The sequence below is a fragment of the Nosocomiicoccus sp. HMSC067E10 genome (assembly GCF_001810835.1).
GTDB lineage: Bacteria > Bacillota > Bacilli > Staphylococcales > Salinicoccaceae > Nosocomiicoccus > Nosocomiicoccus ampullae_A.
Window position 1 is genome coordinate 1 of sequence record NZ_KV802757.1, and the last position, 20,745, is coordinate 20,745.

Annotated in this window: 22 protein-coding genes and 1 riboswitch; of the genes, 5 read left to right on the top strand and 17 right to left on the bottom strand. The window is 37.3% G+C overall.

What is annotated here, in order from left to right; translation table 11 throughout:
- Window positions 1-90 precede the first annotated feature (90 nt).
- The 3 genes from HMPREF2767_RS02200 to HMPREF2767_RS02210 are packed head-to-tail and all read right to left on the bottom strand — an operon-like array spanning window position 91 to window position 1,827.
- Window positions 91-633, bottom strand: a complete 543-nt coding sequence (locus tag HMPREF2767_RS02200; RefSeq protein WP_068130770.1) for a biotin transporter BioY — start codon at window positions 631-633, stop codon at window positions 91-93.
- A 17-nt stretch (window positions 634-650) separates the two neighbouring features.
- Complete coding sequence (locus HMPREF2767_RS02205; RefSeq protein WP_070622466.1) at window positions 651-1,406, bottom strand: TIGR01457 family HAD-type hydrolase; 756 nt, start codon at window positions 1,404-1,406, stop codon at window positions 651-653.
- Window positions 1,399-1,827, bottom strand: coding sequence for a type VII toxin-antitoxin system HepT family RNase toxin (locus HMPREF2767_RS02210; RefSeq protein ID WP_070622467.1), 429 nt, complete (start codon window positions 1,825-1,827; stop codon window positions 1,399-1,401). The genes HMPREF2767_RS02205 and HMPREF2767_RS02210 overlap by 8 nt, the downstream gene beginning before the upstream one ends.
- 72 nt (window positions 1,828-1,899) lie before the next feature.
- Here HMPREF2767_RS02210 and HMPREF2767_RS02215 point away from each other — a divergent pair, with 72 nt between their 5' ends.
- The gene (locus tag HMPREF2767_RS02215) at window positions 1,900-2,187 is read left to right on the top strand and encodes a DUF3055 domain-containing protein (RefSeq protein WP_068130779.1); all 288 of its coding nucleotides are present in this window, start codon (window positions 1,900-1,902) and stop codon (window positions 2,185-2,187) included.
- A gap of 15 nt (window positions 2,188-2,202) precedes the next feature.
- Here HMPREF2767_RS02215 and HMPREF2767_RS02220 read toward each other — a convergent pair whose 3' ends face one another.
- From HMPREF2767_RS02220 to HMPREF2767_RS02245, 6 genes are all read right to left on the bottom strand, one after another.
- A complete protein-coding gene (locus HMPREF2767_RS02220) occupies window positions 2,203-2,535 on the bottom strand; it encodes a YutD family protein (RefSeq protein ID WP_371327355.1) in 333 nt (110 codons plus the stop codon).
- Window positions 2,528-3,448, bottom strand: a complete 921-nt coding sequence (lipA, locus tag HMPREF2767_RS02225) for a lipoyl synthase (RefSeq protein ID WP_040929387.1) — start codon at window positions 3,446-3,448, stop codon at window positions 2,528-2,530. Before lipA ends, HMPREF2767_RS02220 begins: the two co-directional genes overlap by 8 nt.
- Before the next feature lie 91 nt (window positions 3,449-3,539).
- Window positions 3,540-5,108, bottom strand: coding sequence for a Na+/H+ antiporter NhaC family protein (locus tag HMPREF2767_RS02230; protein WP_070622468.1), 1,569 nt, complete (start codon window positions 5,106-5,108; stop codon window positions 3,540-3,542).
- Between the two features lie 58 nt (window positions 5,109-5,166).
- Window positions 5,167-5,331, bottom strand: a riboswitch (Lysine riboswitch).
- A 53-nt stretch (window positions 5,332-5,384) separates the two neighbouring features.
- Window positions 5,385-6,710: a bifunctional metallophosphatase/5'-nucleotidase gene (locus tag HMPREF2767_RS02235; RefSeq protein ID WP_070622469.1), complete on the bottom strand. Its 1,326-nt coding sequence runs from the start codon at window positions 6,708-6,710 to the stop codon at window positions 5,385-5,387.
- A gap of 16 nt (window positions 6,711-6,726) precedes the next feature.
- Window positions 6,727-7,554: a sulfite exporter TauE/SafE family protein gene (locus HMPREF2767_RS02240; RefSeq protein WP_068130788.1), complete on the bottom strand. Its 828-nt coding sequence runs from the start codon at window positions 7,552-7,554 to the stop codon at window positions 6,727-6,729.
- A gap of 17 nt (window positions 7,555-7,571) precedes the next feature.
- Complete coding sequence (locus tag HMPREF2767_RS02245) at window positions 7,572-8,420, bottom strand: DUF72 domain-containing protein (protein WP_070622470.1); 849 nt, start codon at window positions 8,418-8,420, stop codon at window positions 7,572-7,574.
- 70 nt (window positions 8,421-8,490) lie between these two features.
- On the opposite strand from HMPREF2767_RS02245, the gene HMPREF2767_RS02250 reads away from it, so the two are divergent.
- Window positions 8,491-9,189, top strand: a complete 699-nt coding sequence (locus HMPREF2767_RS02250) for an ABC transporter ATP-binding protein (protein ID WP_246828758.1) — start codon at window positions 8,491-8,493, stop codon at window positions 9,187-9,189.
- Window positions 9,190-9,954, top strand: a complete 765-nt coding sequence (fetB, locus tag HMPREF2767_RS02255) for an ABC transporter permease (RefSeq protein ID WP_068130796.1) — start codon at window positions 9,190-9,192, stop codon at window positions 9,952-9,954.
- 41 nt (window positions 9,955-9,995) lie between these two features.
- On the opposite strand, the gene HMPREF2767_RS02260 is transcribed toward fetB, so the two are convergent.
- A complete protein-coding gene (locus tag HMPREF2767_RS02260; RefSeq protein ID WP_070622472.1) occupies window positions 9,996-10,550 on the bottom strand; it encodes a thioredoxin family protein in 555 nt (184 codons plus the stop codon).
- 159 nt (window positions 10,551-10,709) lie between these two features.
- Between HMPREF2767_RS02260 and HMPREF2767_RS02265 the strand changes: the two genes are divergently transcribed.
- Window positions 10,710-11,741: an acyltransferase family protein gene (locus HMPREF2767_RS02265; RefSeq protein WP_070622473.1), complete on the top strand. Its 1,032-nt coding sequence runs from the start codon at window positions 10,710-10,712 to the stop codon at window positions 11,739-11,741.
- 45 nt (window positions 11,742-11,786) lie between these two features.
- Window positions 11,787-12,710, top strand: a complete 924-nt coding sequence (locus tag HMPREF2767_RS02270; protein WP_070622474.1) for a DMT family transporter — start codon at window positions 11,787-11,789, stop codon at window positions 12,708-12,710.
- A gap of 595 nt (window positions 12,711-13,305) precedes the next feature.
- Here the strand turns inward: HMPREF2767_RS02270 and pcp are convergent.
- From pcp to sufC, 7 genes are all read right to left on the bottom strand, one after another.
- The gene (pcp, locus tag HMPREF2767_RS02275; protein WP_070622475.1) at window positions 13,306-13,902 is read right to left on the bottom strand and encodes a pyroglutamyl-peptidase I; all 597 of its coding nucleotides are present in this window, start codon (window positions 13,900-13,902) and stop codon (window positions 13,306-13,308) included.
- Between the two features lie 153 nt (window positions 13,903-14,055).
- On the bottom strand, window positions 14,056-14,442 hold the full coding sequence (locus HMPREF2767_RS02280) for a hypothetical protein (RefSeq protein ID WP_068130814.1): 387 nt from the start codon (window positions 14,440-14,442) through the stop codon (window positions 14,056-14,058).
- Window positions 14,443-14,596: 154 nt separating this feature from the next.
- The gene (gene sufB / locus HMPREF2767_RS02285; protein WP_070622530.1) at window positions 14,597-15,991 is read right to left on the bottom strand and encodes a Fe-S cluster assembly protein SufB; all 1,395 of its coding nucleotides are present in this window, start codon (window positions 15,989-15,991) and stop codon (window positions 14,597-14,599) included.
- Window positions 15,992-16,028: 37 nt separating this feature from the next.
- Window positions 16,029-16,460, bottom strand: a complete 432-nt coding sequence (sufU, locus tag HMPREF2767_RS02290) for a Fe-S cluster assembly sulfur transfer protein SufU (RefSeq protein ID WP_070622476.1) — start codon at window positions 16,458-16,460, stop codon at window positions 16,029-16,031.
- Complete coding sequence (locus HMPREF2767_RS02295) at window positions 16,450-17,670, bottom strand: cysteine desulfurase (RefSeq protein WP_070622477.1); 1,221 nt, start codon at window positions 17,668-17,670, stop codon at window positions 16,450-16,452. Before HMPREF2767_RS02295 ends, sufU begins: the two co-directional genes overlap by 11 nt.
- 21 nt (window positions 17,671-17,691) lie before the next feature.
- Window positions 17,692-18,996: a Fe-S cluster assembly protein SufD gene (gene sufD, locus HMPREF2767_RS02300; protein ID WP_070622478.1), complete on the bottom strand. Its 1,305-nt coding sequence runs from the start codon at window positions 18,994-18,996 to the stop codon at window positions 17,692-17,694.
- A gap of 17 nt (window positions 18,997-19,013) precedes the next feature.
- Window positions 19,014-19,796: a Fe-S cluster assembly ATPase SufC gene (sufC, locus tag HMPREF2767_RS02305; RefSeq protein ID WP_068130826.1), complete on the bottom strand. Its 783-nt coding sequence runs from the start codon at window positions 19,794-19,796 to the stop codon at window positions 19,014-19,016.
- Window positions 19,797-20,745: the final 949 nt, after the last annotated feature.

Below are 20,745 nucleotides of genomic sequence, written 5' to 3' on the forward strand. Positions count from 1 at the left end.
TTTAACACTTTCACCATTTTTTTGTTAATTAATGATAAAAAAACCTATAAAAATACACTTCCTAACATCAGCTAGGAAGTGTTTCATCTTTTAAGCGTGCGCTGTAATACCACGTCTGACGAGTGTTTGTGCAAATAACACTGTCACAACTGTTACGATTAAGTCTTTCACTATGAAAGGCGCAACTGTTAGCATGATTGATTCTGCGAGTCCTTTTGGTGATTCTAATACGTTGTTCATGATGAAGTAGAAGTATAAGAATCCGAATGTGAATAAGATCACCATGCCAACTGCTGTTGTAAGTATTGCTTTTAGTACAGACTGTCCTTCACGGTTACCGAGTCCTGCAAAGTATGCGAGTGGTATAAATCCGATGACGAAACCAAAACTTGGTGATAGTAATGATCCGAATCCACCAGAGCCACCAGCAAATACTGGAATCCCGATAAGTCCAGCGATTAAGTATACGACCATCGTCATTACCCCAAGACGACTACCGAGTAGTGCGCCTGTTAAAATGACCATAGGCGTTTGAAGTGTTATCGGAACGGGTCCGATTGGAATTGTAATCATCGCACTGATTGCTACGAGTGCAACGAATACTGCACAAAGTACAAGATCTTTCGTTTTCATAGAAATCTCCTTTAATTTTAAAGTGCCCAATCTAGTAAGTTTTCTACTGCATGAGTTGGAGGCACTTCTTTTTTCATGACATCTTCAGTACGATGAACTCCTGTATTGACGTGAATCGTGTCAATACTACCTTGGATGCCTGTCATGATATCTGTGTCGTAATTATCACCAATCATTGCGACGCCTTTTTGATCGACACCGATTTTTTCAAGTGCTTTTTGTAAAATATATGCGTTTGGTTTCCCGACAACGATAGGCTCTACTCCTGTCGCGCTTATTACGACGGAAGCGAGGGATCCGTTGCCCGGTATAAACTTATCTTTATGACGAATCACTTTATCTGGATTCGTTAAAATTAACTCTGCACCTTCTAACACGTTTTGCACAGCGTTCACGTACTTTTCATAATTGATATGAGTGTCATATGAGAATAATACAGCATCTGCATGATAATCAACAAGTGTTAACTCATTGTTCATTAAAGTTTCTTTAAATGAATCTGATCCAACGGCGTAAATATTTGTTTTATCATTTTCTTTTACGTAGTCGACAGCAGCGAGTGCTGACGTGTAAATATGTTCAATGGATGTCTCGATGCCATGTGACTTAAACTTTTTAAGCGTCTCTTCCGGTGTTCGTGCACCACTATTCGTCACAAACATATACGGAATTTTAGCATCATTTAAACGATGAATAAAATCTGCCGCCCCTTCGATACGCTCGTCTCCATTAAACATCGTACCGTCTAAGTCGATTAAATAACCTTTATACATGTTGATCCCCCATAAAAGCGGTCACTGCTTGAGGATCTGTTTCAAAGAAATGTAAGACGTTTTCTTTAAAGTTGGCATATGCAGATAAATTATCCCTAAATACTTTTCTCATTGCCTCATGGTCCACGTCTTCATATTCACGTACGAGAATATTTCTAAATTTAAACGTTTCTTCAAATTTTGTAAAATCGTCTTCTGGAATTACACCTTCTGTTTTCATAATATCCATTACGTCTAAATAGTTTCCTGGATCGCGTAACACAAATCCATCGATAATCATGTTTCCAACGTCGACAGACGCTTCAATTAACATCTCACACACGCGCTCTAATGCGAGTGAATTATCCGTGTCAATCTCTTCTGTTAACCCTTTAATGTAGTCTAAACGTTTTAATATTAAATTCTTGTCTACAAATAACATAGTAAACTCCTTTAATTTAATTACTAATACATCTATAATATCATAAATAGAAAGTCCTTTATGGAGGGAACTATGTTAAAACATTACTTATACGATGATAATGAAACACCGAACGCACGATACGTCGGCTTTGCCGGTGACTTTGGGCGTTATGACCTTGCGATTATACAAACGTCTAAATTCTTCGGGAAAAGTTTAGTGTTAAATATGCAAAATAATACGTTCAGTATCGTTGGTACTGATGACTTAAACGAACCGGGGTATATTGCACACGCTCTTCAGTTTTCTGATGACCAAGCCGATGAAGTCATCGAATTTTTAAAAGATATTATATCACCCGGCTGGTTCATGGATTATTAAAAGCCTTCAGAAATGTTATTCTGAAGGCTTTTCTTCTGGTTTTAAACCGAGTTCTTTTTGTTCTTCTTTAGTAATTTTGCGTAAGATAAAATACGCACATCCAAAATTACAATACTCGAGTAAATAATCTTGAATTAAACTATAGCGCTTATCGAATTCTACTTTTTTCTTATCGTCTCTATAAAATCCGACGAGACGTAGTTTTTCATAACCGATATCTCCGACGATATAATCGTATTTATTTAAAACGTCGCTATATTTTTCTTTAAACTGCTCTTCGTCAAATGCATCTCGGTACTCTTTGATCAGTTCAAAATGCATGTGACCGACTGTCGTTATTTTATTCACCTTGACGAATTCTGTCTCCTTCTTCTTGACGGCGACGTGCTGCTGCATTTACTTGCTCATCAGCATGGTAGCTTGAACGTACCATCGGTCCAGCTTGGCAATGTTTAAAACCTTTTTCCATTGCGATTTTACGTAGCTTACCGAACTCGAGCGGCGTATAATACTTTTTCACTGTTAAGTGTTTACGTGTCGGTTGTAGATATTGACCGATTGTTAAAATATCAACACCGTGCTCTAGAAGGTCATCCATCGTTTGTAAAATTTCTTCATGCGTCTCACCGAGACCAATCATGATCGATGATTTCGTCGGGATATCCGGTTGAAGCTCTTTACAATATCTGAGCATTTCTAATGAACGACGGTATGTTGCTTTTGCACGTACACGCTTTGTTAAACGTTCGACCGTCTCAATATTATGGTTTAAAATGTCTGGTTTTGCATCCATTAAAATTTTAATGTTTTCTTTGTTACCGTTAAAATCAAAAGGTAGTACTTCTACTGTCGTATATGGGTTCACTTCACGTACTTTACGGATTGTTTCAGCGTAAACTTTCGCACCACCGTCACGTAAATCATCACGTGCAACTGTAGTTATTACACAGTGCTTTAAATCCATTTTTTGAACTGATTCTGCAATACGTCTTGGCTCGTCCCAGTCTACTTCACTTGGAAGCCCAGTTTTAATTGCACAGAAACGACACGCTCTCGTACATACAGATCCTAAAATCATAAATGTTGCTGTACGACGCTCCGCCCAACATTCGTGGATGTTTGGACAACGCGCCTCTTCACACACTGTATGTAAATTTTCTGCACGCATCATTTTTTTGAGACCGATATAGTTCTCATTTGTATTTAATTTAATTTTAAGCCATTCAGGTTTTCTTAAAATCTCCTCGTTCTTTGTTGCCACTCGAATCCCTACCTTTGTGGTGTATTTGATTTTATAATAACACAACTTTGAAGAGCGAGTATACTTATATCGTAAGTGAATAATTTCACTATTATCTTTTAGCTTGAATCGGTGTATACACGAGTTTAATAACGAGTGTTAATGCGATGAATAACCCGATCATCACGAGTAATCCTAATCCAGTTGAAGTTGTAAACCCAACGACTACAAATGATACTAATGAAACAACGGCTGCAATTACTGCATATGGTATTTGCGTCATGACGTGGACGATATGGTCAGATCCAGATCCTGTACTTGAAAGTATCGTCGAATCTGAAATCGGTGAACAGTGGTCCCCGAACACACCACCCGCAAGTACTGCTGCGATTGATGCGAGTAATAGTTCAGGTACTTCTAACGTAATGATAATATTTCCTGCAATCGGAACGAGTATACCAAATGATCCCCAAGATGTACCTGTTGTTAATGCCATGATACATGCAACGACAAACACGATTGCCGGTAGGAATGCTGCTGAAATTTTCGAATCTTTCACCATTTGACCGAGTAATTCACCAGTCCCTAGTTCACTTATTAGTTCACCTGTCATCCATGCAAGTATTAACACGATAATCGGGCCAATCATCGCTTGAAGCCCTGTTTTAAATCCAATCCACGTGTCGCGACTTGAGAAGTTTTCATCTTGCCTAGTGAATTTATAATAGTAAATTAACGATAAAACAACCCCGATGATACCACCAAAAATTAATGAATGCGTAATCGAGTTATTTTCGAGAATGACGATTGGATTTAATGATCCACTTTCTTTTATCCCTGTGTAAATCATTCCAATAAGTACACCCGCTACTAGACCAACAAGTGGAACAATTAACGCGCTTTTAGATGAGTGATACGCGACTTGTAATTCATCGTCTTCAACCTTTTTATCGTATAATATTCCGTCGTTTATAGCACGTGACTCTTCACGTTTCATACCGAATATATCAAAATTCGTAAGGATGACGATAAACATTAAAATAATTGCACTTAAACTATAAAAGTTTAGTGGAATCATATATAAAAACGCTTCGAACGGTGTGATGTGACTGAGTCCTGCTGCGATAAGTAGTGGCGCAGTCAGCCCCATAATTGTTGCACCCCAGCTCGATACTGGCATGATCACTGCAATTGGGGATGCTGTCGTGTCGACAACGTACGCAAGTTTCGCGCGTGATACTTTATATTTGTCCGTTAACGGCTTAGATACTTGAGGTGTAATAATCGCACTAAAATAGTCATCAATAAAAATAATAATGCCGAGTATACCGCTTAATAAAAGTGCTCCAGTACGCGTTTTAACTTTTGTCATCGCGTAGCTCGTAAATGCTCTCGCTCCGCCTGACATACTCATAAACGAACTCATAATTCCAAGCAATGCTAAGAAGATTAAAATATACGCACTCCACGTATTTAACCAGCCGTCTTCGATAATTAAATCGATAAACGTTTGCCAAATCTTAGCAACCATTTCTCCGACGTTACCTTGTGTTATGACAATTGCTGAAGTAATGATCCCAACACCTAAACTTAAATCTACACGTCGCGTAAATAGGACGAGTATTAACGTAATGAGTGGTGGGATAAGTGAAATATACGTCCAGTTTAAAATTAAATCCATTCAAATCTACTCCTAATCTTATATAACAAAAAAACACAAGTGCTTTCCACTTGTGTTTAACAAATGTAGCGCACCATGATAATCATGACAGTACTTCATCTATTAAACGAAGTCCCAACAGCAAAGTGTCCAGCTTTACCATTTCGGCACAATCCCTCTTCAAAGTCTTCACAGTATGGCTACTCCAACTTTTACCAGTGTCATGTGCACCTCTACTTGTATTTAATTGCTTTATTTTCGAATTGCATTTCATTATAGACTTTATGTTTTAAAAAGTCAAAATTCTTTTGAAATTATTAAATCATCTTTATAAATGTCGACGATATCTCTTAAAAATTCTGGAATGTAATACGTCTTATTTAACGAATTAAAGTGTGGGAAGAATCGACCAAATGAATACATGTCGAGCGTCCCAACTTCATATATGTTTTCATCTTCTACTAGTTCACCGTTCACGTAAAATTCACGTCTGCTTTCAACGACTGATAATCCATCAATTAAAAACACACCCATCACGTCGCCTCTAAAACCGAGTCCTTTTATAATTTCATCTTTATATTCTTGAGCGCTTGCCGTATAGTACATATCTTTTAAGTCGCGCCCTGTCATCTCTACTTTAATTAGATTAATAGCATGGGGTAATACTTTATGAACGTGGTATTTCGTCATTTCCCCGCCTCTAAATTCTGCAGCGATTAACCCTGCGTGAATGATAGAAATGTCAGTCTGTGTATACTTTTGAATCATCTGTAATAACGTGTACGTAAACCAGTTCATCGTATATAGTGTCCGTTCAATTGCTAGTACATCGTGCTTTACAGTTGTATTTAGCATCTCTTTTCCGACTTCATAAAATTCGTCGTAGCGGTTTGATAATAGATCCGTTTCAATTAAACGCGTTGAAACGTCTGTTAAATTATAATCCGTAAATTCTAAATCGACATAACCGAAATACTCTCCGAATCGTCCGGCTGCAGTTAACGTCGTCTTGTTTACTTTATAATTTTCTGGGAGTGTGTGATGCGTATGTCCACCGATAATTACATCAATTTCTGGACATTCTTCTGCAAGTCTCTCGTCGTCATATTTACCTAAGTGTGACAACATCACAACGGCGTCACAGTGACGTTTCATTTCTTTTAAGTATTCTTTAATGTAATAAAACGCGCCTTCAACATCTAACGCGAGTGCTTTATAAAACGGTGTAAACTCAACAGTTGCGGCAATAAAGCCAATACGGATATCGCCGATTCTTTTAATCGTGTACGGTGGGAATAATAACCCATGTTCATCGCGAAGATTCGCACAAATCACTTCGAAATCCGCTTCATTATATAAATTTTTTAATTCACTTTTAGTTAACGTTATACCTTCGTTGTTACCGATCGTTGCGACGTCACAGAGTGCGTCATTTAGACGTTCGACGTTACCTCTACCAATCGTTGCATCTGTATACGGATGACTTCTATCGACGTGATCTCCGATATCAACGTAAAGTGTATTTTCATCTTTACGCGGTTTTATGTACTCGACAATCGCATGATAATTATCAAAATGACTATGGATATCATTCGTATGGTAAATGCGAATTTGCTTTTTCATAACAACACACTTTCCTTTAAAGTATCGCTTCTAAAATTAAATATAAACCGATTAACAGTAGCACTGTGCGAAGTATTTTGACTAAACCATCGCTCGTAAATCGACTGGCTAACTTTACACCAATTCTCGCTCCAAAATACGAACTCACCGCTAAAAATATAAGCGAGAAATATTGAACGTGAGATTGTAATGCGTGCCCGATTGCACTTGAAAAACTCGAAAAGAATATTAACATCATCGACGTTCCGATCGCAATCGTCGGTGGAATTCTAAAGACGATAATCATTAACGGCGTCATCAGTACGCCCCCACCGATTCCAAATAACCCTGTGGTAAATCCAACTAAGAAAGTGATCGCTACCGCAATCCATACCGGGAATCCATACTGATGAACAACCCCATCAGCATCGATATGCGGTCTTAAGTATTTAGGGTTTTGAAACACTTTTAAAGGCGGTATTTTATCTCGCACCATCAGTATAATACTAATGATGATTAAAAATGATCCGAAGTATAAATTAAATGAATCTAGAGTTAAAGACGCGCTCGCATATGATCCGACGAACGCACCAGGTACGAGACCGATTAAAAAAATAGAGCCGCTATATCTGTCAACTTGGTTACTTTTGTTATACTGAACCATCGCAGAGAATCCCGTAATGACTAAAATCATACTCGACGTTCCGATCGCAAGTTGCGGCGTCATACCTTCGATCATACCGAGTTTAATACCGAAAAATACGAGTGCTGGAACGATGATGACCCCACCACCCATTCCGACGAGTGCACCTAAAATTGAGGAGAATAATCCGATACATATTAATATAATTATTGTTAAGATCATGATTATCCTCCTTTACTTTAAAATAGTTTGAGTTGTTTTGGAGCGAGAGTTTTATATTTAATACCGAGCATATCGATTAAGGTTTCTGCGTTCCCGGCAGCATGTCCACCAGAGTTATTGTTGAAAATAACGTAAATATCTTTTGTTTTAAACGATAAAATTTCTATATGTTTTTTCAGTGCTTCAAGTTCTTCTCGGTTATAATTATATAAGTAACGCACATTTCGCCACTCTTCTCTCGTTCGGTTCATCTGCATCCATCCGTGTGCATTTCTACCGTGAAGACGAATAAACCCGATATCATCAGTCACACGACTGACAAATGGAACCGTCCCCTCACCAATTTGAGGGGCATCGACAATCGTATGGATAAGACGATTGTCGTGGAGAAATTGTAGCGTTTGTTCTTTTTTGTCATCAGTAAACCAAGACGCATGACGAAATTCAACCGCAACTTTTAACGGGTGAAGCATCTTTTTAGCGAGTCGAACGTAGTTAATGTTTTTCTCATTGCATTCATACCAAGGTGGAAACTGCATTAATATATAAGCAAGTTTGCCATGATTCACCATAGGTTGTAACATTTCTTTATAGTCTTTATATAATTCATTTATGTTTGAATAAGATGTTCTAAAGTCACCATGACCTGTCATAAACTGGTGTGTTTTGACGATAAACTTAAAATCTTCTGGTGTTTCACGGCACCACTTTTCAATCGTCGATTGTTGTAATATTGCATAATATGTCGAATCGACTTCAACGACTGGCAATGTACCGGCGTATGTCTCAAGTTTTTGATTCACTTTTGTGACATCAGTATAAAGTGAATCGTGATCGCCCCATCCAGTTAATCCGATATAAATCATAGTATCACCTAGATTTATTTTACCACAGAAACTATTTTTATTTGAAAATAGAAACTAAAGGAGAATGATGATGTCTATTTCGTTTAAAGACGTATCTCATAAACATATTTTAAAAAACATTTCCGGAACGTTTAAAAAGAATCGTATTACAGCATTAATCGGACCAAGTGGCGCTGGGAAATCAACGACATTAAAACATATTAACGGTCTTTTATCTCCAACTAATGGCGACATATATATTGGAGAAGAAAACATTAAAGCAATGGATATTATTAAGTTACGACGTAATATTGGATTTGCATTTCAGTCGTCACCCATGCTTGAAGGCACTGTATATGACAACTTAAAATTTCCAAAAGATTTATTTAACGAGGCATTTTCTAAAGATGAAGCAATTGAATTTCTAGAAATAGTCGATTTAACAAAAGACTTCATCGACCGACCCGTTCGTAAATTATCTGGTGGTGAAAAGAGTCGTGTCGCACTAGCACGTACGCTCGTAAATAATCCTGATATCTTACTTCTCGATGAAATCACGGCGAGTGTCGATGTGACTGTCGCTCGAGAAATCGAACGACTAATCGTAAAAAATCAAAAAGAGTTTGATTTAACAATTATTTGGGTGACGCATGATCTCTCACAAGCAAAGCGTGTGTCCGATGACTTTTGGTATTTAAGAAAGGGCGAGTTAATTGAGTTTGGACCAATTGAACAGTTCGCTCATCCTAAAACTGATGCTTTAAAACAATTTTTAGAGGGGGAATTTTAAATGTCGTTTACAAGTTTAGCGCTCGCATTAGTGTTTGTAATCATCCCTATTATACTCGCTGTCGTTTTAAAGCTCGGTCTAGAAAAGGATATTATTATTGCTTCAATACGAGCGACAATCCAGCTAATTATTATCGGGTATATTTTACAATTCGTGTTCGATAGTAAGAGTACGATTTTTATGTTGTTAATGATTGTTTTAATTATCGCAGCAGCGAGTCAAAATATCGTTAAAAAAGGTAAAGGTATTCCGCATATCAAAATCATTATTATCGCGACACTTGTGTTTGTCGAACTATTTTCAATGGGGACGTTACTATTATTTAAAATCATCCCGTTCGAAGCACAATACGTCATCCCAATTTCCGGAATGATTATCGGAAACTGTATGGTTTTATCTTTATTATTTTTAGACCGATTTAAATCTGAACTCAGTCATAACGAAGAAACAATCGAGTTAATTTTATCTTTTGGTGGGACACCGAAAGAAGCGGTTCACCACACGTTAAAATCCGCAATTAAAACGAGTATGATTCCGACGATTGAATCTCAAAAAACTGTTGGTCTTGTGCAACTCCCAGGTATGATGAGTGGGTTAATTATCGGTGGAGGAGACCCGATGGAAGCAGTGATGTATCAATTACTCATTCTGTTTCTTATATTAAACGCAGCTGCACTATCTTCAATTTTAGTTGGATTTTTATCTTATCCATTTTTATTTAACGAAAAACTTCAATTTTTAGGCATACAAGACGATACGAAATGAAAAAAGTCAGATTCTTGAATAAGAATCTGACTTCGTTTATTTTAAGCGTCTAATAATGTTTTTTGAATATCTTTATATGCCGCTTCCCATAGCGCCTCATCAGATTTAAACTGTTCTCTAAGTTCACCGATGACCTTTTTAAACTTCTCATCGTAAGTTGGGTCATCTTTACTTGGGATATGCTTTTTCGCTTCGTCTGAAGCTTTCTTCACTTCTGGTGCAAATGGTCCCCATTTTCCAATCTCATTATTATTTTCATCTAAAACAACGTAAATTGGAATGATGTTTTTACCGTTTGTTTGATATTGCTCCATGAGATCGAGGTTTTCATCTCTTAATACAAACTTCGCTTCAAAGTCATACGCTTCAGCGAGTCGAAGTAAAATTGGTGTATTTAACATACAATGCGCACACCACGGCTCGATAATACCGAGCACTTTAAAGTTCTTTTCTTGTAACTCGTCTTTATGCTCATCTTCTTTTACGCTAAAATTATCGTAAATATTATCGAATCCTTCTTTTAAATCCGTAAACTGTTGACGCATCTCTTCAGCTGATAACGCTTTGTCGTACCACTCTGTTAAATTGTTTGCCATAATATCCCCTCTTTACTGTTTTTTTATACTATTCCTTTTTTGGAGATTTTTAAACATCACATATTACGATGCGTTTACAATTATTAAATATTTTCTGAAACGTTTATCGTGTCGATTATACGGCTAATGGAAATACAACCTTAAAAATAGGATGATTGTATGAATAAAAAACGCATTACTGAAATTGACGCACTACGAGGAATCGCTGCTCTTCTCGTCGTGTTATATCATTATACATTTCACTATGACAGACGATTTGGACACGTAGCAAGTGATTATAATACTGAATTATTTAGTTTCGGGCACTACGGTGTACAGCTATTTTTCATCATCAGTGGCTTTGTGATTTTTATGTCAGTTAGTCGCGGACGATCTGCAAGTGATTTTTTAATTAAACGAGCGTTCCGTTTGTATCCGGCATACATTGCAGCTGTAGTCATTACTTTTATCGTATTAAGCGCATCGTCAATTGACATTCAACGAACGATTCAAGAAATGTTTGTAAATATGACGATGGTTCAAGAATTTATAGGCATTCGTAATATCGACGGATCATACTGGTCCCTTCGCGTCGAATTTACGTTTTATATAATGATGGCGCTCATCATACTTATTGATAAAGAAAAAGTCATGCCCGTAGTTGTGACGATGCTCAGTGTAGGTATTGTAATTCAAGTATACAGCCTAATTATGAGTACTGACTATGCACAATTTGTTGAGAGATTTTCTACAGCAAACTATATTCAGTTATTTGTCATTGGGATTATGTTGCACGAGATTTGGATTAAGGGTATGCAGTTGAAGTACGGTGCTGTCATTATCGTAGCCGTTATGTATGACTTTATCTTCGAAGGTGTCGTGAATGGATTATTTACAGTGAGTTTTATATCGATTTTCGCCTTAGTTTTAAACGATAAATTGAAGATTTTAAATAATAAAGTGCTTCTTTACTTAGGAAGTATTTCGTACCCGTTATATTTAATTCACCAAAATATCGGTTATGCGCTCATTCACGTCATGGAAGATTACGGTTTAACACATGAAATATGGATAATAATTCCAGTCATCATTTCAGTGTTACTCGCGCATTGTATTTTATATGTAGTAGAAAAACCATCTCAAAACTTTTTATTTAAATACTATAAGTCATTAAGAGACAGTAATAAGAAAAATGTGTCTAGTATTCCATAATTATATTGATTACAATAGTATATCAATATGAAAGATGGTGATACGATGGCTTCTGATAAAAGAGTGTTTGGACTAATCTCTGTTATACTCGGCGCAAGCCTTTGGGGAATCGGTGGTACCGCAACCGATTGGCTATTTAGAAACACACCGGTGAATGTCGACTGGTACGTGACCGCGCGGCTTTTAATCAGCGGTGTTATACTCGTTTTATTCTTTTTAATTGTTTTTAAAAAGAAGAGTACGACGGTGTGGGACAAATATTTAGTCACTCGCTTCGTTATATATAGTATTTTCGGTATGACGCTCGTTCAATATTCGTTTACAGCAACGATTGGATACGGGAACGCTGCGATTGCGACAGTGCTACAATGTACCGGACCGATTTATATTATTTTATATTACGTTTTTAAGAAATATATAAAATTTACTTACAAAGAAGCACTCGTCATTCTCTTTATGATTATCGGAGTCATTTTAATCGCTACAAATGGTAATCTCACTCAACTAATCGTATCACCACTCGCGTTGTTTTGGGGTATTTTATCTGGTGTCGCGCTTGCGTACTACACAATACACGCAGGATACTTACTACTTAGAATGCACCCATTAGAACTCGTCGGAGGATCGATGCTCGTCGGTGGAATACTATTAAACTTTAAAACGCCGATTTGGTCATTAGATTTTGGTTACGACTGGTCGGCATTTGAGGTTAGTATATTACTATTCTCGATATTAATCGGAACGACACTCGCATTCTTACTCTATATCGGAAGTTTAAAATATATCACTTCACAAGAAGCGGGAATTCTCGGACTACTCGAACCCGTGATGGCCGTGTTAACGACAGTTATCGTACTTGGCGACGTATTAGAACTATTCCAAGTCGTCGGAATCGCACTCATACTTGGAATCACAGTGTTCAATACAATCGCATCATCAAAACAATCAAAAAAAGAAGCGAACGCCTGATTTATTGATCGGGACGTTCGCTTTTTTGGTGTTAAGGATGAAAAACCTGATGGTGAGTTTGATTGTGCAGGCTAGAGAGTGTCTTTTTATCCTAAAAAAGCTTAAACACCACTTTTCAAAATTATATTTAACAAAAATTTCGGGATTTTGTTAGATATCCGGATATATTTAACAAATTTCGGGTCGTCGAGCCGGTTTTTGTTAATTATATCTTTTTATCTAACAAAAACGGTGCGAGATTCTGCGTTTTTGTTAATTATCCTAATATATTTAACACTTTCAACGTTTTTTTGTTAATAAAAGAAGAAAAACCTGGTTTTGAGTTTGTTTTCGCAGGCTGATTGTGTCTTTTTATCCTAAAACAGCTTAAACACCATTTCTCAAAATTATATTTAACAAAAATTTCGGGATTCTGTTAGATATCCGGATATATTTAACAAATTTCGGGTCGTCGAGCCGGTTTTTGTTAATTATATCTTTTTATCTAACAAAAACGGTGCGAGATTCTGCGTTTTTGTTAATTATCCTAATATATTTAACACTTTCAACGTTTTTTTGTTAATAAAGATGAAAAACCGGCACGAATCCCCACCGCTTACAACGCCTCTATACAAATTCTAACCGCGCGTTTAAGGTCGTCTAGCGACATGCTTGGTAATGCGGGATTCTCGATTGCAAGTTCGTGCGATGCTGGTAGATGTATGAATCCGGCTTTAAATGAGTCATTCGCACGGCTCGCTTCGTGTAGTGCGACGTACATCATGTTGTTACATAAATATGTGCCTGCCGTATTAGAGATTTTTGCAGGTAAATACGACTCATTTAACGCATCTACCATCTTGCGGATCGGAAGTGTTGAAAATAATCCATCCGGACCGTCTTCGACAATCGGTTGGTCAACTGGTGCGAATCCTGAGTTGTCTTTCGCGCCGTCTTTTACGTTAATTGCAATTCTTTCTGGAGTAATTTTACTACGTCCAGCTGCGAGACCGAGCATAATTACCGCGTCAGGCTTTCGTTCATTTATTTCTTTTAATAACTCTTTTTCGGACTCGTTAAAGTCGACGGGTAACACTCTTGTTTCAATCGTGTACCCATTAATCGTTTCACTGTCCAATGCTTTCACAATTTCTTCTGTCGGGTTAATTTTATGATTTAAAAATGGAACAAACCCTGTTAATAATAATTTCATGTCCTTCACCTCTACAATATAGTTATCTCACATTGTAATGGAATTTCTTAGAAATTTGAAATCATTAAAACAGGGTTTGAGTTAAATTTTTATAGCTCTTTTTTACAATAAAACGCTATCATAATATAACAAAAATAAATATTTACGGCTATCTTAGTGTTTCAGATCACTCGTATTTTCATTTAAGTTAAGGAATAAATTGACTCCGAAAAGAATAATTGCAAGTAAGAACATTGGTCCACCGATAAATGTGAAGATGTGTGCTGTTTTTGCATCAATTTGTACGTAAAACGTACTGAATAGGAACAGCGGAACTCCGATATGATATAACCAGAACGTTGCTTTCCCTAATCCATTTTTTGCTAAGTGTGGGTAAATACATAATACTGCCCCAATACCTAGTGTTGTTAACCATCCAACGACGTTAACGTGTGCGTGTCCTGCAGCCCAGTTTAATTGAATCGTGTAAGACATAAATAGTCCGACAGAAATCCCGAAAACTAAGTATAGTACTGCAAGTTTAAGCCATGTTTGACCCATTTAAATCCCCCCTATTTCTTTTATAATTTGAGATTATCATTAATTTTGTATACACGTCAATTTAATGTGAAAAAATCATCCTTTAGTATTAGAACACAAAATATAATAAGATAAAAAAACCGCCGCACTTTCATGCGACGGTTTAAGTTAGAAATTATCCGATTGAACCTTCCATCTCGTAACTGATGAGGCGGTTCATTTCTACTGCGTATTCCATTGGTAATTCTTTTGTGAAAGGTTCGATGAAGCCCATGACGATCATTTCTGTCGCTTCGATTTCACCGATACCTCTACTCATAAGGTAGAATAATTGTTCTTCTGATACTTTAGATACACGCGCTTCGTGCTCTAAAGAAATGTTGTTGTTGTAGACTTCGTTGTATGGAATTGTATCTGACGTCGATTGCTTATCCATAATTAACGTGTCACACTCGATTGTAGATTTTGCGTTGTCCGCTCTACGTCCAAAGTGTACAAGTCCACGGTATGTTACTTTACCACCGTGTTGTGCGATCGATTTCGATACGATAGACGATGAAGTGTTCGGTGCTAAGTGTAACATCTTAGACCCTGCATCTTGTAGTTGTCCTTTACCTGCAAGTGCGATAGACATTGTCATACCTCTTGCGCCTTCACCTTTAAGGTAAATCGCCGGGTATTTCATCGTAATCTTAGATCCGATGTTACCGTCTACCCATTCCATCGTTGCATTTTCTTCAGCAAATGTACGTTTTGTAACTAAGTTGTACACGTTGTTTGCCCAGTTTTGAATCGTCGTGTAACGGCAGTATGCATTAGGCTTAACGATAATTTCAACAACTGCTGCGTGCAGTGAGTTTGTTGTGTAAACTGGTGCAGTACAACCTTCAACGTAGTGTAACCATGAACCTTCGTCACAAATAATTAACGTACGCTCAAACTGTCCCATATTTTCTGAGTTAATACGGAAGTATGCTTGTAACGGACTATCTAATTTGACGTGAGGTGGTACGTAGATGAATGATCCACCAGACCAAACTGCTGAGTTTAATGCAGCGAACTTGTTGTCTGAAGGTGGTACAACTGTCGCGAAGTACTCTTTGAATAGTTCTTCGTTTTCTATAAGTGCTGCGTCAGTATCTTTAAATACGACACCTTTTTCTTCAAGTTCTTTTTCCATGTTGTGATAAACAACTTCTGATTCATACTGTGCAGATACACCTGCTAAGTATTTTTGCTCTGCTTCAGGAATACCTAAGCGATCAAACGTACGTTTGATTTCTTCAGGTACTTCATCCCAAGAACGTTCTGAACGCTCTGAAGGTTTTACGTAATAACGAATTTCGTCGAAGTTAAGTTCTGATAAGTCTCCACCCCATGTTGGCATCGGCTTACTATAGAACTGCTCAAGTGATTTTAGACGGAAGTCTAACATCCACTCTGGCTCTTCTTTCATCTTTGAAATCTCTCTAACAATTTCTTCTGTTAACCCGCGTTCTGAACGGAAAATCGAGACGTCTTCATCGCGGAAACCATATTTATATTCACCAATATCTGGCGCTTTTCTCATTGCCATAACGATTCACTCCTAATCATATTCCGTACGGTTATTCTTCTTTTACACCTTTTTCAAGTGCTTTCCAAGATAGAGTCGCACATTTAATTCTTGCAGGGAATTGGCTGACGCCGGATAATGCTTCAATGTCGCCCATATCGTCTGTGATTGTGTACTCTTCTCCGAGCATCATCTTACTAAACTCATCTGCCATTTCTAACGCACACTCTACATTTTTACCTTTAACAGCTTCTGTCATCATCGATGCGCTTGCCATCGAAATCGAGCAGCCATGTCCTTCGAAACGAACGTCGTCGATTATATTGTCTTTTACTTCTAACATGAGTCGAATTTCATCTCCACATGTTGGGTTGTTCATATCAATAGTAATCGTTCCACTATCTAATTCGCCTTTGTTACGCGGATGTTTATAATGGTCCATAATGACTGAACGGTATAGCTGTTCTAAATTACTAAAATTCATATGAGAAAAACTCCTTCGTACGCTCTAAGCCTCGAATGAATGTGTCTATTTCATCTTTAGTATTATAAATATAGAAACTTGCACGTGCTGTTGAATTTGTGTCTAACCATTTCATTAATGGTTGTGCACAGTGATGTCCTGCACGAACAGCGATACCCTCTTGATCAAGCGCTGTTGCTAAATCGTGTGGGTGAACTCCGTCAAGGTTAAATGTAATTAACCCTGCGCGTTCTTTCGGTCCATAAATGGTAATACCGTCAATTTTCTGCATTTCTTCGTAAGCATAATTTACAAGTTCTTGTTCGTATTCGTGGATGTTATCCATACCGACTTCGAGTAAATAGTCGATTGCCGCACCGAGCCCAATTGCTTCAGCAATCATTGGTGTGCCTGCTTCAAACTTCACTGGTAAATCTGTCCATGTTGCGTCTTCTTTATAAACGTAATCAATCATATCTCCACCGTATTCTACCGGTTCTAACTGATCTAAGATTTCTGCTTTACCATATAGTACACCCACACCTGTTGGACCAAGCATTTTATGTGCACTAAATGCATAGAAATCAACGTCTAAATCTTGGACGTCTACAGTCATATGAGGTACAGCTTGTGCACCGTCTACAACGATATATGCATCGTGTTCATGTGCAATTTTTGCGATAGATTTAATATCGTTTACTGTACCGAGTACGTTTGAAACGTGTGTAATCGCAACGATTTTTGTTTTATCTGACATGACACTTTTAACGCTTTCTAGCGTAATCGTCCCGTCAGACTCTAGCGGAATAAACACGAGTTTTGCACCTTTACGTTTTGCAAGTTGTTGCCAAGGTACGATATTTGCATGGTGTTCCATTTCTGTTACGACGATTTCGTCGCCCGCTTCAACAGCAAAATCACCAAGTGAACGTGCGACTAAGTTGAGTGCTGCTGTTGTCCCACGTGTATAAATGATTTCTTCAAATCGTTTTGCATTTATGAATTTACGTACTTTCATACGCGCAGATTCATATGCATCAGTCGCAAGCGAACCGAGAGTATGGACCCCTCGGTGTACGTTTGCGTTATATTTAAAGTAATAGTCATTCGTCTTATCCACGACGCTTTTTGGCGTTAAGCTTGTAGCTGAGGTGTCTAAGTACGTAAGTGCATTCCCATTAACTGTTTCGTCAAGGACCTTAAAGTCTTGTCTTATTTTGTTAATGTCCAATGTGGAAGCCTCCTAGTATTATTAGTGTAAAATTTTATCTTCAATCACTTCTACGAGTAAGTTTTTAACACTTTCAATCGGTAAGCTAACAACAACTGGTGCTAAGAATCCGTGGATAACTAAGCGTTCTGCTTCTTCACGCTTAAGCCCTCTACTCATTAAGTAGAAGAGTTGTAGTTCATCCACACGACCAGCTGATGCTGCGTGTCCTGCTTCCACTTCATCTTCGTCGATTAATAGAATTGGGTTCGCGTCACCACGCGCTTTACCGTCAAGCATTAATACGCGAGATTCTTGTTGAGCGTTGGAGTTCGTCGCACCTTTTTTGATGTGACCAATCCCGTTAAATACGCTGTTTGCGTTCTCTTTCATTACACCGTGTTTTAAGATGTTTCCGTACGTATTTTTACCGTAGTGAATAACTTCTGTCGTGAAGTTTAAGATTTGTTGTCCACGACCAATTGTAACGATTTTAACTTCTGATTCTGAGTTATCACCGTTTAAGTACGTCGTGTTATCGTAAATGACGTTTGAGTCACTCATTAGACCGAGTGCCCAGTCGATTTCAGCATCACGACTTGTTACACCGCGACGTACGACATATCCTGTAAGATCTTTTGCTAAGAAGTCTACTGCACCGTAGTTAATTTTTGCGTTATCTTTTGCAAGCACTTCACTTACAACGTTTAACTGTCCATTCGCTGATTCTAAGTTCGTGACATAGTTTTCTACATAAGTTACTTCAGAACCTTCATCTCCAACGAGTAAGACGTGGTTATATAACGATGCATTTTCATCATCGTGGTAAAATACGACTTGAATTGGCGCTTCAACTTTTACGTTTTTCGGTACGTAGATGAAGACCCCACCGTTTAACATCGCTTGGTGGTAAGCTGTCAGTTTGTTTTCATCGACAGTTACACCTTCAGTCATAAAGTACTTTTCAACTAAGTCTTTATGATTTTCTGATGCTGTAAATATATCTTCAACAATAACACCTTGAGACTTTAATGACTCAGATAATTCTACAAATGCTTTCGTGTTATTGTGTTGCACGTATAAGTTTTCTACATTCTCTACTTCTACAACTTCTTTTACCTTTTCAGGTAAATCAGAAATTGAATCAAACGTTGAACTTTCCGTAAAAGGTTGTTCAACTGTAAAAAAGTCCCAGTTATAAATACGTGTTTTGTCTGGTTTTATCATGTCTAAACGATCGATTAAATCTAGTGCTTCTTTTCTTTTATTTGTAAAGAACTCTGTCACACCATTTTGTTCTGCGTCGTTTAAGACTTTTTCTTTATCTAAAACGAATTCGTTAGCCATTACAGTTCCTCCTGATATTATTCTACTGCGTCTACTGTTTCGTCTTCAATTCCGAGTTCTTGTTTAATCCACTCGTAACCTTCGTTCTCAAGACGTTCTGCAAGTTCTTTTCCGCCTGATTTTACTACTCTACCTTGCATCATTACGTGTACGAAGTCAGGTTCGATGTAGTTTAATAAGCGTTGATAGTGCGTGATAATTAATGAACCGAAGCTAGGTCCACGCAGTTCGTTAATACCTTTAGAAACAACTTGTAACGCGTCGATATCTAGACCAGAGTCAATCTCGTCTAAGATTGCGAATTTAGGTTCTAACATCATGAGTTGTAAAATTTCGTTACGTTTTTTCTCCCCACCAGAGAACCCTTCGTTTAAGTAACGCGTTGCCATATCTGGATCCATTTCTAAGAAATCCATGTTTTTATCTAGTTTTTTAATAAATTGCATTAAGTTAATCTCGTCGCCCTCTTCACGGCTTGAGTTAATAGCTGAACGTAAGAAATCTGAGTTTGTTACACCCGAAATTTCTGACGGATACTGCATCGCTAGGAATAAACCAGCGTGCGCACGCTCGTCAACTTCCATTTCCAGTACGTTCTCACCATCAAGTAAAACTTCACCTTGCGTTACATCGTATGCAGGGTGTCCCATAATCGCTTGAGCGAGTGTAGATTTACCCGTACCGTTAGGTCCCATTACAGCGTGAATCTCACCTTGTTTAAGTGTAAGATTTAAACCTTTAAGTATTTTCTTGCCATCAATTTCGACATGTAAGTCTTTAATTTCTAAAACAGAAGTCATCCGATAATCCTCCAATTAGATAGAATTTATTTTCCATATAATAGTTTATAATAGTTCTAAACTATAGTCAAAGTTTCCCATGACCATAATGACTTTAGTATAACGTAAAATAACGGACATTTGTAGTATTATACATTGTGATAATCGAATTTTAGAATTGAGAATAAAAATCAGGTAAATGATGAAGAACTGGTAGGTAACTTGGTGATTTTCGTTGGAGTTTTGATGTGTTTTTATTTCTGAAGAGTCTTAGTTTTTTCTCGGAATTATAATAATCAAATTTCAGGTCGCTGAGACGTTTTTTGTTAATTAAGATGAAAAACCTCGGTGAGATCTGAATTCGAGGAGTCAGAAAGTGTTGTTGTATCCCAAAATAGCGATAACACCATTCCCTAAAATTTTATTTAACAAAAATTTCGCGATTTTGTTAGATATTCGGATATAATTGACAGATTTCGTCTCGCCACCCTCACTTTTGTTAATTATATTTTTTTATCTAACAAAAACAGCACTGAATCCCAAGTTTTTGTTAATTATCCGGATATATTTAACACATTCAACAATTTTTTGTTAATTAAGATGAAAAACCTCGGTGATTTGAATTTCGGAAGGTTTAAAGTGTCGTTTTATCCCAAAGGAGTAATAAAGCTGCTTCCCGAAATTTTATTTAACAAAAATTTCGCGATTCTGTTAGATATTCGGATATAATTGACAGATTTCGTCTCGCCACCCTCACTTTTGTTAATTATATTTTTTTATCTAACAAAAACGCGACTGAATTCCGAGTTTTTGTTAATTATCCGGATATATTTAACATATTTCGGGATAACCTGTTCATTAAGATGAAAAACTCAAGTTGAGATTAGGTTCTACGGTGTCTAGAGTGTCTTTTTATCCCTAAAAGATAAAACCACTATTTCCCGAAATTTTATTTAACAAAAATTTCGCG

Coding starts and splice junctions, on each gene's coding strand:
- HMPREF2767_RS02200 (WP_068130770.1), bottom strand. CDS start 633: ATGAAAACGAAAGATCTTGTACTTTGTGCAGTATTCGTTGCACTCGTA.
- HMPREF2767_RS02205 (WP_070622466.1), bottom strand. CDS start 1,406: ATGTATAAAGGTTATTTAATCGACTTAGACGGTACGATGTTTAATGGA.
- HMPREF2767_RS02210 (WP_070622467.1), bottom strand. CDS start 1,827: ATGTTATTTGTAGACAAGAATTTAATATTAAAACGTTTAGACTACATT.
- HMPREF2767_RS02215 (WP_068130779.1), top strand. CDS start 1,900: ATGTTAAAACATTACTTATACGATGATAATGAAACACCGAACGCACGA.
- HMPREF2767_RS02230 (WP_070622468.1), bottom strand. CDS start 5,108: ATGGATTTAATTTTAAACTGGACGTATATTTCACTTATCCCACCACTC.
- HMPREF2767_RS02235 (WP_070622469.1), bottom strand. CDS start 6,710: ATGAAAAAGCAAATTCGCATTTACCATACGAATGATATCCATAGTCAT.
- HMPREF2767_RS02240 (WP_068130788.1), bottom strand. CDS start 7,554: ATGATCTTAACAATAATTATATTAATATGTATCGGATTATTCTCCTCA.
- HMPREF2767_RS02245 (WP_070622470.1), bottom strand. CDS start 8,420: ATGATTTATATCGGATTAACTGGATGGGGCGATCACGATTCACTTTAT.
- HMPREF2767_RS02250 (WP_246828758.1), top strand. CDS start 8,491: ATGTCTATTTCGTTTAAAGACGTATCTCATAAACATATTTTAAAAAAC.
- fetB (WP_068130796.1), top strand. CDS start 9,190: ATGTCGTTTACAAGTTTAGCGCTCGCATTAGTGTTTGTAATCATCCCT.
- HMPREF2767_RS02260 (WP_070622472.1), bottom strand. CDS start 10,550: ATGGCAAACAATTTAACAGAGTGGTACGACAAAGCGTTATCAGCTGAA.
- HMPREF2767_RS02265 (WP_070622473.1), top strand. CDS start 10,710: ATGAATAAAAAACGCATTACTGAAATTGACGCACTACGAGGAATCGCT.
- HMPREF2767_RS02270 (WP_070622474.1), top strand. CDS start 11,787: ATGGCTTCTGATAAAAGAGTGTTTGGACTAATCTCTGTTATACTCGGC.
- pcp (WP_070622475.1), bottom strand. CDS start 13,902: ATGAAATTATTATTAACAGGGTTTGTTCCATTTTTAAATCATAAAATT.
- HMPREF2767_RS02280 (WP_068130814.1), bottom strand. CDS start 14,442: ATGGGTCAAACATGGCTTAAACTTGCAGTACTATACTTAGTTTTCGGG.
- sufB (WP_070622530.1), bottom strand. CDS start 15,991: ATGAGAAAAGCGCCAGATATTGGTGAATATAAATATGGTTTCCGCGAT.
- sufU (WP_070622476.1), bottom strand. CDS start 16,460: ATGAATTTTAGTAATTTAGAACAGCTATACCGTTCAGTCATTATGGAC.
- sufD (WP_070622478.1), bottom strand. CDS start 18,996: ATGGCTAACGAATTCGTTTTAGATAAAGAAAAAGTCTTAAACGACGCA.
- sufC (WP_068130826.1), bottom strand. CDS start 19,796: ATGACTTCTGTTTTAGAAATTAAAGACTTACATGTCGAAATTGATGGC.